Raw genomic sequence first — 12,194 nt, forward strand, 5'->3', positions numbered from 1 at the left:
GTAAATGTAAGGTAGAGCTTGTCCAAGTGTAAGCAAATGAATTGACTCGTCGTTTCTTTCTTACAATAATATTGTATGAAGGAGAGGAGGAAGGAAGATGGAAGCTTATTTTAGTGCGCATCCATTAAAATCGTTTATTCCATACTCAAGGCAACATGCCATTATATTATTTATTATGTTGGTGGGGATATTTTTTCTGTATCAATACCAAGATGTATTACGTCAAAGTGAGTGGAATATAACGGTTCGATATGCAATTGCATTTTTATTTATAGGTAGTGAAATTGGGCTTCATATGTGGGAGTGGAAAGCGGGGATTTTTGAGCTAGCTACTTCATTACCGTTTGAATTATGTACGATTAGTTTATTATTAGCGTCGATTATGATCGTAACGAAAAGTTACCGCATATATGAGATTGTATTTTTCACGGGAATTATTGGTGCATCACAAGCTATTTTAACGCCAAACTTGCAGTATGCTTTTCCGCATTTTCGTTTCATTGAATATTTTATCGCGCATATATTGCTCATTTGGGCACCACTCTTTATGACTTGGGTGGAAGGATATCGTCCGACAGTACAATCTATTAAACGCACAATGATATTTTTAAACATATTGATTCCAATTGTTTCGTTTGTAAATTACAAAACAGGTGGTAATTATATGTTTTTAGCTCATAAGCCAGAAACAGCTTCATTACTTGATATGTTAGGGCCGCATCCTTACTATATTATTTCATTAGAAATAGCTGCGCTTATTGGATGTTTTATTTTGTATATGCCATTTGTGAAAAGAGAAGGGCATGCGCATAAAGAATCACTAGGATCATAACCTAGTGATTTTTTTATATAAACATTTACAATTCAGAAAATTAAGAATAAAATTAGGGGGTAAATTATATAGAGAGAGAAGGGAAAACGTGGTCAAAAAAGTTTTTCTGAATGGGATGGAAGTGACGGTTCAATTTATTATTTCGATTTTGGGTATTATTTGTTTAGGGGCACTGCCGAAATTATTTTATGGATTTGAGCTGCATGCATCAAGGTACATACAGAGTTTAAAAGAAGTGTTTGTGAACTTAATGGATATTTCCAATTTGCAATATGTGAAAGGTAAATTTTTATTTCCGCAGTTGTTCGTCCATTATAAAGAAACGATTATTATTTTTTTAGCGGCTTTTTTTATTTCATTATTTGTAGCATTTTGTATTGTTTATGTAATTATGAGTAGTTCACCGCGTATACAACATCGAATTAAATCATTTCTTATCTTCCTAGAATCCATTCCAGATATCCTTCTTATTTTAGTATCACAAATTTTAGTTGTATGGTTTTTTAAACAAACAGGTTTTTTACCTTTTCAAATTGCTTCAATTGGAGGCGAGTCGATTAGGGGGTTGCCAATATTGTGTTTGAGCATCCCGACTACGATTATGTTTGTAAAAATGGTCGTGCTTCGTTTTGAAAATGAACTAGAAAAAGATTATGTACTATTTGCTAAGGCGAAAGGGCTGGGGCGCTTTCATATTTTAAATCGTCATATTTTACGAAATGTGTTGCTTAGTACATTATTCTTTGCGAAAACGAATATCTTTTTTATGTTATCTAATTTATATATTATAGAATGGATTTTTAATACGGGTGGTATTTTTATGTTTTTGAAATCGTATTTCGGTATTAGAGTTGAGGTTTTCATCGTTAGTGTGCTTCTTATATATATTCCGATTTTTATTTTATTTAAATTGTTTCATTATCTCATTCCGGCTGCGATGAAGGAGAGATTATAATATGTGGACGTATATAAAACGTGATAAAAGATTTTGGATAAGCATTGGGTTTCTTCTCCTATTAGTTCTTTTGAGCATCGGAAATACGTTATGGAATGATGGACATATTAGACAAGTTACATTGCAATATGATGCGGATGAAAATCCACAAGTGCCACCGTTTCCACCTTCATTACAATTTTTACTCGGGACAGACCGGAAAGGGTATGACCTGTTACATTTAGTCATTGAGGGCGCGAAGTGGACGATTGGTATATCTATTTTAATTGCGGCACTTAGAATGGTAATAGGTGTGTTTTTCGGTGTCGTACTCGGAACGTATATAAAAAGAGGATTTTCAAAAATTGAGGCTTTCTTTGATAGTTTTACAGTTATTCCGACAGTTATGATTGCGTATTTTTTTCTTCAATCTGCAAATACATTTGGAAGCGGAGAGGAGACAACAACCTTTTTTGAAAGGGCTTCGTTTCAAGTGGTATTACTTGTACTGCTTGTAATGCCAGTTATTGCACTGTATGTGGCGAAGGAAGTTCGTAAATTGCGAACGGAAGAATTTGTTGATGCCGCGCGCATATTAGGTGGATCGAGAAGGCATATTGTTATAAAACATATTTTTCCGCATCTCTATATGCCGTTTATACTCGTATTTCTTCAGCAGTTTACGCAGACTCTTACTATTTTACTGCACTTAGGATTACTTGAAGTGTTCTTTGGTGGGACTGTAATGTTTGGTGGACAAATAAAAGAGGTGGAATCTTATACGCATGAATGGTCAGGTTTAATTGGAGTATACTTTAGGTCATTAACAGTGAATCCGTGGATCCCTCTCGTTCCGATTACATTTTTTGGACTTACTATTTTTTCAGGAAATATGATTGTAAAAAGTATCGAAGAGGCGATGATGAAAGTAAGGTTAGGAGGAGAGCTAAAGAAGGATCTTGTAGAAGAGGAACAATCTGTTGTGCATTCAAAAGAAGAGTTGTTTACGTTTAAACATACGATGTAAAGAACCTAGGAAACTAGGTTCTTTTTATTTTATTATATTACAATATCGTAAGAGAGATGTAATGAAAATCGATAGGGGAGAAATACAATTTCGTATACACTTTATGTATAGAGAAATACGAGAGCGGGTGAAGGTATACGATGGATTTTTTAGAAGTATCAAAACGTAGTATAAAACGAAATATAAAAGATTATTTTCTATACTTTATTTCATTAGTAGGTAGCATTATTATTTATTTTACATTCGTATCGATTAAACGAAATGAAAGTGTAGTAGCTCTTTTAAAAGAATCGGATAAGGTGGAAACGACATTTACGTTTGCACAAATATTGTTAATTATCTTTTTAACGATATTTATTTTTTATTGTAATAGCTTCTTTTTGCGAAAGAAGAAAAAAGAAATTGCGCTATATAGTTTACTAGGTATCCGTAAAGAAGAAATCGCGAAGTTACTTTTTTATGAAACATTATTAGTTGGTGGTGCGGCAAGTGTATTAGGTATTCTTGCTGGTCTATTTATAGCGAATATGTGCGCGGGGCTTCTCGTGAAGTTAATGGGAAGTGCGTTTACTTTTACATTTACGATTTCATTTGTATCTATAGTAGAAGTTCTTATAACGATAGGCGCAATTTTCTTTATTGCATCATGGAAAAGTAAAAAGTTAATTTATGAGCATCGTTTAGTTGAATTACTATATGGTGAAAATCAAAAAGAAGAGGCACCTACGTATTCAAGTAAGAAGGCAAAACGAGCGGTTGTTTTATTAATTACAGGTTATATCATTGCGTTACTTACACAAGTTTTTGGATTTGGAGCAATTTTTATTACAGGTCTACTTATTTTTGGCTGTATTGTAAAAGGTACGTTTTTACTATTTGAGCAATATACAGTGAAATCACTCCATACAATCAAGGGAGATAAAACGAAATATTGGAATGGAACGAACATTTTATCGATTTCTTCATTGTTCTTCAGAATAAAAGGAAACGTAAAGATGCTTGCGTTATTATCTTTATTAAGTGCGGTAACATTATGCACCATTGGGGTGAGTTCCAGTATGTATTATGGGGCGCAGAAGACAGCGACCTTAATGAATCCAGTTAGTTATGAGTATGTAACAACTGGAAAGGAACTAGATAAGAAGGTTAGAGAAGAAATTCAAAAACATGAATTAGCAATTAAAAATGAAACGTCTGTAGCTATGCTGTCTATGCAAGGGAAGATAGATGGAGAACAAATATTAACAGGGTATTTAATAGGTAATGGTAATGTGCAAATGATAAAAGTGACAGATTATAATAAATCAGCTTCTATATTAGGCAATACACAAGTTATTCTCGGTTCTGAAAAGGAAGTTGTTTTATTAGATCCGTATAAATCATATAACATCGAAAAGAATTCGCTTGAAGGAAACAATGTGTTCTTTGAAGGGATGAAGGACGATATTACAATCGTTGATCATCGAGAGGAAACAATTATGAGTGCGAAACTTGCACCAGTGGGGCTTGTTGTTCGAGATTCGTTATTTAATAAGTTGCAGCAAGGAAAGGATGTTTCAACAGTTAGTGGATTTATCGTTGAAGGAAACGGTAATAGAGCGCTAACGAAAGAGCTAGGGACAATCATTCCTAAAGAAGTGAAATTCCAATCATTTGAAGAGGCGAGCCAATCTGAATTGCAAGATGGTGCAGTGTTATTATTTGCTAGTATATTTTTAGGGATTGTCTTTATTCTTGCAACAGGCTGTATTTTATACTTTAAACAAATAACAGAAGCGATGGCAGAGCGACCGGCGTACGGAATGTTAAAGAAAATCGGACTAACGAAAAAGGAAGCAAGGGAATCTGTAAGAAAGCAAGTAGGTGCAATATTCTTAGTACCACTATTTCTTGCGATTGTTCATACGTTCTTTGCATTTTTAAGTTTGATGGGTTTTACAGGAATGTTTGAATATAGTCTTCCCTTACTAGGTAGTATAGGAGTGTATATCATAATCTACTTTGGTTATTATATGTTAACTGTTCGTTCTTACACAAATACTGTATTTAATAATAGAAGATAAAAAGAAGCAAGCATGTATTTCATGCTTGCTTCTTTTCTTTATTTTGTAGAGATTTCGCCTTCCGCTTCTGTTTGCGGAATAAAGTATCCGATTATACCACCGATTATTGCTGGAATGATCCAGCCAATTCCTAGGTTATAAAAAGGAATTGTGTGTACGATATTAGCGATAAAACTTGGTATCAATTCCACATTATCAAGTGCATGAATACAGCTAATAATGAATGCTGCGATCATTGCTCCGATGTAGACAGAAGGTTTACGTTTCGTATATTTATCAATAAATGATACGAAAATTAAAATGATTGTAATTGGATACAAAATGATTAATACAGGTAATGTGATTTTAATTAATAAGCTTAATCCTAAGTTTGAAATCACGAAGCTAAAAATACAAACGTATAGTACGAGCTTCTTATATGAAACGTTTGTTAGTACTGTTGCGAAATAGTTGGCGAACGCACTTACAACGCCGATTGCTGTTGTTAAACAAGCGAAGATAATGGCGATACTTAATAAAACATTACCGCTTGTCCCAAAGAATTGATACATAACAGTAGCTAATAGCTGCCCACCGTTTTCGAATTGTCCTAAGTTTCCGTTTGAAGCTCCAATATAACCGAGTAAGAAGTAAACAATTGTTAAGAATAGAGCAGCGATACTTCCGCAAATGATTGTATATTTTGCGATAGATTTCTTCTCTTGTATACCATTTTGATGAATTGCATTTACAACAATTGTTGATAGTACGAGAGCCCCAATTGCATCTAACGTTAAAAATCCTTCAAGAAATCCTTTGAAAAACGGGATGTCTTTATAGTCACCGATAGGTTCTGCAAACGTCCCTGGTGAAAGAATCGCTTTTGTTGCCATAATTGCAATAATTACAAGTAAAATTGGCGTTAATATTTTACCGATATGATCTACTAGCTTGGATGGATTTAATGATAAGAAGTAAACGACTGTAAAGAAAATCGCACTAAAAACTAACATAGAATACCATTGATCTGGGAAAAGTGGTGCAATCCCGATTTCATAAGATACAGATCCAGTTCGTGGAATAACAAATAGTGGGCCGATTGAAAGATAAATAATGATAGCGAATACTGCTGCGAATTTTGGATGAACACGGCTCGCTAAAGTGTTAAAACTACCACCAGCAAGGGCAACAGCAACGATAGCAAGTAAAGATAAACCGACGTCTGTAATAATAAACCCTGTAATGGAAACCCACATATTTTCTCCGGAAGAAAGACCAAGAAGGGGCGGGAAAATCATATTACCAGCGCCGAAGAAAACTGCGAATAGTAATAAACTAATCGAAAGTATTTGCGCTGGTTTTAAAGTTGTATGCATATAAAGAAAATCCTCCTAATGAGTGTTTTTGTCGAAAATTCAAATAATTTGTCGAGTAACTGTTATTATTTTAAAGGTCTGATGACTAGAAAGCAATAGGGAATTTTGAAAATATTAAAAAATAATGCATTAAATCGAATAAATATACTATTTATATGTTTAATAGGAAGGATTTAACTTTTAACATAAAAAAACACATATCGCTAGGATACGTGTTTTAAAAAAATATTTTTTTATCGCGTTCTTCTTTTAAAATTTCAACTGCTTCTCGGAAACGTTGTGAATGGACAATTTCTCGTTCACGTAAGAAGCGTAGGCTGTCATTTATATCTGGATCATCTGATAAGTTAATGAGCCATTGATATGTTGCGCGTGCTTTTTCTTCAGCTGCAATATCCTCGTATAGATCGGCAATTGGATCACCTTTAGCCTGTATATAGGTTGCAGTAAATGGAACACCAGCAGCGTTATGGTAATGAAGAGCACTGTCATGATCAGCGTAATGAGGGTCAAGACCAGCAGCTTTCATTTGTTCAGGGGTCGCATCTTTCGTCAGCTTATAAACCATCGTAGCAATCATTTCAAGGTGAGCAAATTCTTCTGTACCAATATCAGTAAGTAGGCCAATGACTTTATCAGGAATTGTATAACGTTGATTTAAGTAACGTAGTGCAGCAGCTAATTCTCCATCTGCACCACCGTATTGCTCGATTAATAATTTTGCAAGTGCGGGATTACAAGTTCCCACTTTAACTGGGTATTGTAATTTCTTTTCATAAATCCACATAGTTTCTCTCCTTTATATTTGCCATGGCCAAGGACCTTTGCTCCATTCCCAAGGGGCATTAGAATAGCTGTTTCCAAACTGTTGGAGTGGTCCGTATTTTTCTTCCATCTTTTGTTTTAATACTCTCCGCTTATAGGAAAAGTCATTAAATTGATTAATCGCGGCGGTGTCATCTGGATGTGTATCTAAATAAAGAGTGAGTTCAACTAGTACAAAGTCTAATTCTTGAAGCTCCAGTAAAAGCTGATAGTATTCTTCTGGTAGCGATTGATTCACGTCAGTAGTCACCGCCCTTTTTTATAAGGATTTTCATAATAGTCATAAAAAACAGGCCATAAAGTCCCTTTTTGTAGTGCTTCTTTTGGTGTGAATTGAGGCAAGTTTGGCGGTTGAAAGCCTAAAAATAAATTAGGAGGAGTAGAATAATATTTTTTTCCGATAGGAGGACAAGGATCGAGAGGACTATGATAGGGCACGAATGATCTCATATATTTATTCATGAATAAACCTCCTTACATGTTCATTACTACGTATTGTATTCAGACATAATGAGCATTTATGACACATATAAAAAAGTAATAAGTACAGGGGGAATGAATGTGGAGAATGTAAAGAATTTAATCGTGTTAGAAGTAAAGAACTTAAAGGAAACTCTGTATTTTTATGAAGGGATTTTAGGAATCAAGCCTAGTTTAGAAAGACCCCAATTAGATGTAACAGGGGTTTGGTATGATACTCATTCAACGAGAATTAGTTTTGTAATGAATCGTAGTTTGGGTGGGCGTGAGAAGAGTGTTACGGATGCGGTTGATGTTCTAATGTTTTCAATTTCTAACATAGAGAATTTAAAGAAGAGGTTAGTGTTTTATAAAATTGCGTATACAGAAAACAAAAGTGAGAAGAGTATTGTAGTACAAGACCCAGATGGATATAAACTTCAAGTGATAGAGAAGGATGAATAAACGGAGGCGATTTAGTGGAGAGGAATTATGAAGAAAGTGCGTTGTTTGAGCATCAATTTTGGCTAAGGGTGCTTACTGATCATTCGCAATTTTTACTTGATGCATTAGCTCCGAAGGAAAAAGAAGATATAAAGAAGGCCACATATTTTCTTGAAACATTTACGAATCTTTTAAATAAAGTTCATAATGTGAATCTCATTGCATTTTCAAAAGAGGCAGAACGAGCCGCAAAGGAAATACGAACGTTTAAATTAAGTATTATACAGAAACAACTCGAGGGAAAAATCACTATTCATTTTACGCCAACTTTCATCAATCATATGGTAAACGAAGTAGAAGAATATATAACGGTGTTAGAATTTTTAAAGAAAGGAGAAGTTCCGCCTGTTTTTCATGAATTACATTACCATCTCGTTTGGTTAACGGATGCGGCTGGTCATGCAGGCTCTATTTCTGGTGGATTAGATCTTGTTGAAAAAAGATTGAAAGAGAAAAGTGAAGAATTTACGAAGCACTTTGAACAATTTTACTTAAAGGCAGTTGAGATGACAGGTTATTTACGGACAGAGCTTCATCATTTTCCTGCATTAAAGAAGTTTACAAAAGATGTTTCACTTGAGTTAAAATTATTTTCGCATTTTCTCCATGAGGTTGAAGAGATGGAGTTATCGAATGAAATATTAAGTGCATTATCTGCTAGAATGGCAGATCATATGGCAAGAGAAGAATGTTACTACTTATTAAAACTAGCTCAATCGTCTGGACTTGAAATGCCGAAATGTAATCCGCTTTAAAGAAAAAGAGGTCAATTTTATTTGGCCTCTTTTCCTGTTTTATTGTCTCTTTTTATTTTTGCTTGTTCAATACTTGCCTGTAATGTCTCCATAATATTGATGATGTTCGGAGCTGGAGAGATTGTTTCGGTTTTTTCCTGTTGTTCAATTTTGTTTTCGATTAGTTCGGTAAGGGCTTCTTTATACTCATCTGTATACATCTCTTGTTCAAAAGGATTTGTAAGATGGTGGATTAAATTGATTGCTGCTGTGAGTTCTTGTTTTTGAATCGGATAATTTTCGTTACTTGGTAAGTTAGGTGTATTTGTTATATCGCGAATTTCATTAGGGTAGTGAATAGTTTGTAATATAAGCCCATCTTCAAAGTTACGGATAATAGCTAAATGTTGTTTTTTTCTAATGGAAATATGGATAAGACCAAGTTTATTCGTACGTTCAAGAGCTTCTTTTAATAATAAATATGATTTTTCATGTCCTAGGGTAGGTCCTATAAAATAAGAGCGATCATAGAGAACAGAATCAATTTCGTTATTTTGGACAAAAGATATAATACGAATGGATCGTGGTTCATGAGCTTGTTGTAATTCAGTTAATTCTTTTTCATCCATAATAATATATTTATGAGGTGCGTATTCATAGGCTTTTACAATATCGTTATCATCAATTTCTTCATCCGTACAATCGGGAGCGAACTTTTTATATTTAATAGGTGTTAAGCATTCTTTATGAAGACTTAAAAATTTTATGTCGTTTTCTTCTACGGCACTATATAGTTTGATTCCTATATTTAATAGTCCAAGTGAAAGTGCACCTTTCCATACAGTATGCAAATGAAACATCTCCTTTCGTTCAAAAATGATTATGTATATTATGAGATAGTAAGAAATTTCCTATACGTTTTTTGTTTTTTACGGAAGGGATTGGGATATAAAATATATTGACAAGCCCTCTGAAATATTTTAATGTGAGTGTATAAAATTGTGTATAAAGGGGAGTAACTTATTACAGTAAAGTCGTCATTACAGGGAGAAACCCTCGGCTTTATTGGCAACGTTTCGTTGTTAGTGAGACCTTTACCAGCAATGGTAAAGGCCCCTTTCTGTCTTTTTGAGGACCCTTACCATATTTGGTAGGGTCCTTTTCGTATACAAAGAGAGGAGATATAAAAATGAAAAAACTTATTAGTAGATTAAGAGTTGTATTTCATGTTCGCCGATTTGTTCCATTCCTATTTGACTTTTTCACTTCAAAAGAGGTTTCAATAAAGAAGAAAACTTTATCTATTGCGTTTTTAGTTGGTTATGTTGCGATGCCACTCGATTTAATTCCAGACTTCCTGCCGTTTATCGGTATTTTAGATGATATTGGAATTGTGTTATTTATTTTGAACCGAATTGTAAAAATGGCGCCAGTTCAATTACAAGAAAAGCATAACGTAAATGTAGGATAGGAGTTAAAAATATGGAGCAAATTATTTTAGATATAATCGAATTTTTAAAGCAGTTTTCTTATTTTGGAGTTGTGTTAGCATTAACGTTTGAATTTATTCCGGCAGAAGTAGTTTTGCCCATGGTTGGGTATTGGGTATACGAGGGTGATATGAATTTTTGGCTTGCTGTACTAGCCGGAACGCTTGGCGGAACGACAGGACCGTTAACGTTATACGCACTCGGTTATTACGGTGGCCGTCCTCTATTAATAAAATACGGGAAATACTTCTTCATTAAAGAAGAACAAATTCAAAAAGCAGATGATTTCTTTGAGAAATATGGACCGGTTGTAGCATTTGTTGGACGCTTTGTACCGGGAGTTAGAACGCTTATTTCTGTTCCATGCGGTATGGCGAAAATGAACATATGGAAATTCAGCATATATACATTTGTAGCAATGTTCCCGTTAACGACTTTGTATGTTTATTTTGGAATGAAATTAGGTCCGCATTGGGAAAAAGCAGCAGATGTTGTTGGGCAATATATGCTACCGATATTAGGGGGCGTTATTCTTATCGTTGCTAGTATCTTTGTCTATAAATATATGAAGAAAAGAAACAAAACGGAATCTATCTAGTCATTTGAATATTTTTTGAAAATAGATGAATAGTACAGGCAAAAGACTCTGAGGGACATACACATATAGGGAATATAAAAGAGAGAGGGGAAACAACTATGTCTTGTGAGTGCTCAGGGTCCGCATTAACTTGTTGTCCAGATAAAAATTATGTGCAAGATAAAGTGTGTAGTCCGTGGTCTGCTACTGTAGTTGCAACAGCAATTGATAATGTTCTCTATACAAATAATATTAACCAAAACGTAGTTGGTACTGGTTTTGTTAAATATGATGTTGGACCAGGCCCAATTACTGTAGAAGCGCTTGATTCTGCTGGGGGTACAATTGATACACAAACATTAAACCCAGGAACGAGTATTGCTTTTACGTATCGTCGCTTTGATAGTATACAAGTTGTGTTACCTGCAACACCTGCTGGAACGTATCAGGGAGAATTTTGTATTACAACACGTTATCCACTTTCATAGCAGAATAGGAGAGGATCGAAATGGGAATGAGAAGTTCCAGTTTGTCTTGTTGTTCTAATAAAACACTTGTGCAAGACCAAGTATGTACAGACTGGTCTATTACAGGTGCTGGTACTCAAATTGTATATACAAATAATATCACGCAAGAAGTATATGGTTCAGGTTACGTGAAATATGATGTAGGAGCCAACCCGATTACAGTTGATTTTTTAGTAGGTGCAACAGTAGTTGATACAATTACTGTACAACCACAAAGTAGTGGTACTTTCACTGTCCGATATTTTACTACTGTCCGAATTACTACGACAGGAACGACTGTTAATCAAGGAGAGTTTTGTATTACAGTACGTTATCCAATCTCATAAAAAGCATACCGTGAACGGTATGCTTTTTATATTAAGGAAATAATGAAATTGGTATTCTATAAGCAACATGTAAATTCGCAACAGTACTTGCCTTCTAAATATAGTGAAGGATTACTTGTTATATTGATAATATTGACCGACTGTAGGTCTTTTCCTGTGTACGATATTGTATTACCAGGAAACACAGTGAAAATATTGGTTACTGTTCCAACGATTTGAATTGTAATTGCTTCGGTGCTGCTAGTACTATTGTAAACCGAGACAGTACCTGATATAAGTAGTATCCCATCACTTTGCCATAGTATCATTGATTGTGATGCATCTTTGGCAGATGGGATGGTGTTATTCGTTATGAGGAAATTCCCTGCAAATTCATTTGTTACTCGCTCGCAATTTGGATTTGGAGGAGGGGGCGGTGGACAAGGGTCTGGACAAATGATAGATAAAGGAGCGAAACAGCCGATATTTTTTTTATTCTTCAATACAACCCCTCCTTTTAAGTTGTCTTTTACTACTATTAAATGTAAAAGCATGGCCGATG

16 protein-coding genes are annotated in these 12,194 nt (G+C 34.6%); 10 read left to right on the plus strand and 6 right to left on the minus strand.

The features are described from left to right. The first annotated feature begins 97 nt into the window (after positions 1-97). The 4 genes from ATL10_RS21450 (at position 98) to ATL10_RS21465 (ending at position 4,856) form a co-directional block, all read left to right on the plus strand. Positions 98-832 (plus strand): YwaF family protein, encoded by a 735-nt coding sequence (locus tag ATL10_RS21450; RefSeq protein ID WP_098251171.1) that lies wholly within the window; start codon positions 98-100, stop codon positions 830-832. Positions 833-920: 88 nt separating this feature from the next. Then, on the plus strand, positions 921-1,787 hold the full coding sequence (locus ATL10_RS21455; protein WP_016082747.1) for an ABC transporter permease subunit: 867 nt from the start codon (positions 921-923) through the stop codon (positions 1,785-1,787). 1 nt (position 1,788) lies between these two features. After that, on the plus strand, positions 1,789-2,793 hold the full coding sequence (locus tag ATL10_RS21460; RefSeq protein ID WP_110497500.1) for an ABC transporter permease: 1,005 nt from the start codon (positions 1,789-1,791) through the stop codon (positions 2,791-2,793). Between the two features lie 140 nt (positions 2,794-2,933). Then, positions 2,934-4,856: an ABC transporter permease gene (locus ATL10_RS21465; RefSeq protein ID WP_098251169.1), complete on the plus strand. Its 1,923-nt coding sequence runs from the start codon at positions 2,934-2,936 to the stop codon at positions 4,854-4,856. 38 nt (positions 4,857-4,894) lie between these two features. On the opposite strand, the gene brnQ2 is transcribed toward ATL10_RS21465, so the two are convergent. From brnQ2 to ATL10_RS21485, 4 genes are all read right to left on the minus strand, one after another. Further along, positions 4,895-6,211 carry a branched-chain amino acid transport system II carrier protein BrnQ2 gene (gene brnQ2 / locus ATL10_RS21470; protein WP_110497502.1) on the minus strand — a complete coding sequence of 439 codons (1,317 nt, stop codon included), beginning with the start codon at positions 6,209-6,211 and terminating at the stop codon, positions 4,895-4,897. 217 nt (positions 6,212-6,428) lie between these two features. After that, positions 6,429-6,998 (minus strand): spore coat protein CotJC, encoded by a 570-nt coding sequence (cotJC, locus tag ATL10_RS21475; RefSeq protein WP_000265273.1) that lies wholly within the window; start codon positions 6,996-6,998, stop codon positions 6,429-6,431. A 12-nt stretch (positions 6,999-7,010) separates the two neighbouring features. Continuing rightward, positions 7,011-7,274 carry a spore coat protein CotJB gene (locus ATL10_RS21480; RefSeq protein ID WP_001076510.1) on the minus strand — a complete coding sequence of 88 codons (264 nt, stop codon included), beginning with the start codon at positions 7,272-7,274 and terminating at the stop codon, positions 7,011-7,013. 8 nt (positions 7,275-7,282) lie between these two features. Continuing rightward, positions 7,283-7,498, minus strand: coding sequence for a spore coat associated protein CotJA (locus ATL10_RS21485; RefSeq protein ID WP_001046257.1), 216 nt, complete (start codon positions 7,496-7,498; stop codon positions 7,283-7,285). Positions 7,499-7,546: 48 nt separating this feature from the next. Between ATL10_RS21485 and ATL10_RS21490 the strand changes: the two genes are divergently transcribed. After that, a complete protein-coding gene (locus ATL10_RS21490; RefSeq protein WP_110497504.1) occupies positions 7,547-7,960 on the plus strand; it encodes a VOC family protein in 414 nt (137 codons plus the stop codon). A gap of 14 nt (positions 7,961-7,974) precedes the next feature. Beyond that, complete coding sequence (locus ATL10_RS21495; RefSeq protein WP_000440991.1) at positions 7,975-8,754, plus strand: DUF2935 domain-containing protein; 780 nt, start codon at positions 7,975-7,977, stop codon at positions 8,752-8,754. Positions 8,755-8,771: 17 nt separating this feature from the next. Here the strand turns inward: ATL10_RS21495 and ku are convergent, their stop codons facing one another. Then, positions 8,772-9,584: a non-homologous end joining protein Ku gene (gene ku / locus ATL10_RS21500; RefSeq protein ID WP_061660049.1), complete on the minus strand. Its 813-nt coding sequence runs from the start codon at positions 9,582-9,584 to the stop codon at positions 8,772-8,774. Between the two features lie 338 nt (positions 9,585-9,922). Here ku and ATL10_RS21505 point away from each other — a divergent pair, with 338 nt between their 5' ends. The 4 genes from ATL10_RS21505 (at position 9,923) to ATL10_RS21520 (ending at position 11,653) form a co-directional block, all read left to right on the plus strand. Then, positions 9,923-10,204, plus strand: a complete 282-nt coding sequence (locus ATL10_RS21505) for a YkvA family protein (RefSeq protein ID WP_000733855.1) — start codon at positions 9,923-9,925, stop codon at positions 10,202-10,204. Positions 10,205-10,215: 11 nt separating this feature from the next. Next, on the plus strand, positions 10,216-10,821 hold the full coding sequence (locus tag ATL10_RS21510) for a DedA family protein (RefSeq protein WP_000435017.1): 606 nt from the start codon (positions 10,216-10,218) through the stop codon (positions 10,819-10,821). A gap of 98 nt (positions 10,822-10,919) precedes the next feature. Further along, complete coding sequence (locus ATL10_RS21515; RefSeq protein ID WP_001277540.1) at positions 10,920-11,288, plus strand: DUF3992 domain-containing protein; 369 nt, start codon at positions 10,920-10,922, stop codon at positions 11,286-11,288. A 20-nt stretch (positions 11,289-11,308) separates the two neighbouring features. Then, positions 11,309-11,653 (plus strand): DUF3992 domain-containing protein, encoded by a 345-nt coding sequence (locus tag ATL10_RS21520; protein ID WP_000525819.1) that lies wholly within the window; start codon positions 11,309-11,311, stop codon positions 11,651-11,653. Positions 11,654-11,709: 56 nt separating this feature from the next. On the opposite strand, the gene ATL10_RS21525 is transcribed toward ATL10_RS21520, so the two are convergent. Then, positions 11,710-12,135 carry an S-Ena type endospore appendage gene (locus ATL10_RS21525; protein ID WP_012593150.1) on the minus strand — a complete coding sequence of 142 codons (426 nt, stop codon included), beginning with the start codon at positions 12,133-12,135 and terminating at the stop codon, positions 11,710-11,712. Between the last annotated feature and the right edge of the window lie 59 nt (positions 12,136-12,194).

It is taken from the genome of Bacillus sp. 196mf, assembly GCF_003217275.1.
GTDB classification, from domain to species: Bacteria; Bacillota; Bacilli; order Bacillales; family Bacillaceae_G; genus Bacillus_A; species Bacillus_A thuringiensis_S.

What these genes read in the sequence shown, in the direction of transcription:
- ATL10_RS21510 (WP_000435017.1), top strand. Translation starts at nt 10,216, where the DNA reads ATGGAGCAAATTATTTTAGATATAATCGAATTTTTAAAGCAGTTTTCT.
- ATL10_RS21485 (WP_001046257.1), bottom strand. Translation starts at nt 7,498, where the DNA reads ATGAATAAATATATGAGATCATTCGTGCCCTATCATAGTCCTCTCGAT.
- ATL10_RS21515 (WP_001277540.1), top strand. Translation starts at nt 10,920, where the DNA reads ATGTCTTGTGAGTGCTCAGGGTCCGCATTAACTTGTTGTCCAGATAAA.
- ATL10_RS21450 (WP_098251171.1), top strand. Translation starts at nt 98, where the DNA reads ATGGAAGCTTATTTTAGTGCGCATCCATTAAAATCGTTTATTCCATAC.
- ATL10_RS21490 (WP_110497504.1), top strand. Translation starts at nt 7,547, where the DNA reads ATGAGCATTTATGACACATATAAAAAAGTAATAAGTACAGGGGGAATG.
- cotJC (WP_000265273.1), bottom strand. Translation starts at nt 6,998, where the DNA reads ATGTGGATTTATGAAAAGAAATTACAATACCCAGTTAAAGTGGGAACT.
- ATL10_RS21460 (WP_110497500.1), top strand. Translation starts at nt 1,789, where the DNA reads ATGTGGACGTATATAAAACGTGATAAAAGATTTTGGATAAGCATTGGG.
- brnQ2 (WP_110497502.1), bottom strand. Translation starts at nt 6,211, where the DNA reads ATGCATACAACTTTAAAACCAGCGCAAATACTTTCGATTAGTTTATTA.
- ATL10_RS21520 (WP_000525819.1), top strand. Translation starts at nt 11,309, where the DNA reads ATGGGAATGAGAAGTTCCAGTTTGTCTTGTTGTTCTAATAAAACACTT.
- ATL10_RS21505 (WP_000733855.1), top strand. Translation starts at nt 9,923, where the DNA reads ATGAAAAAACTTATTAGTAGATTAAGAGTTGTATTTCATGTTCGCCGA.
- ATL10_RS21465 (WP_098251169.1), top strand. Translation starts at nt 2,934, where the DNA reads ATGGATTTTTTAGAAGTATCAAAACGTAGTATAAAACGAAATATAAAA.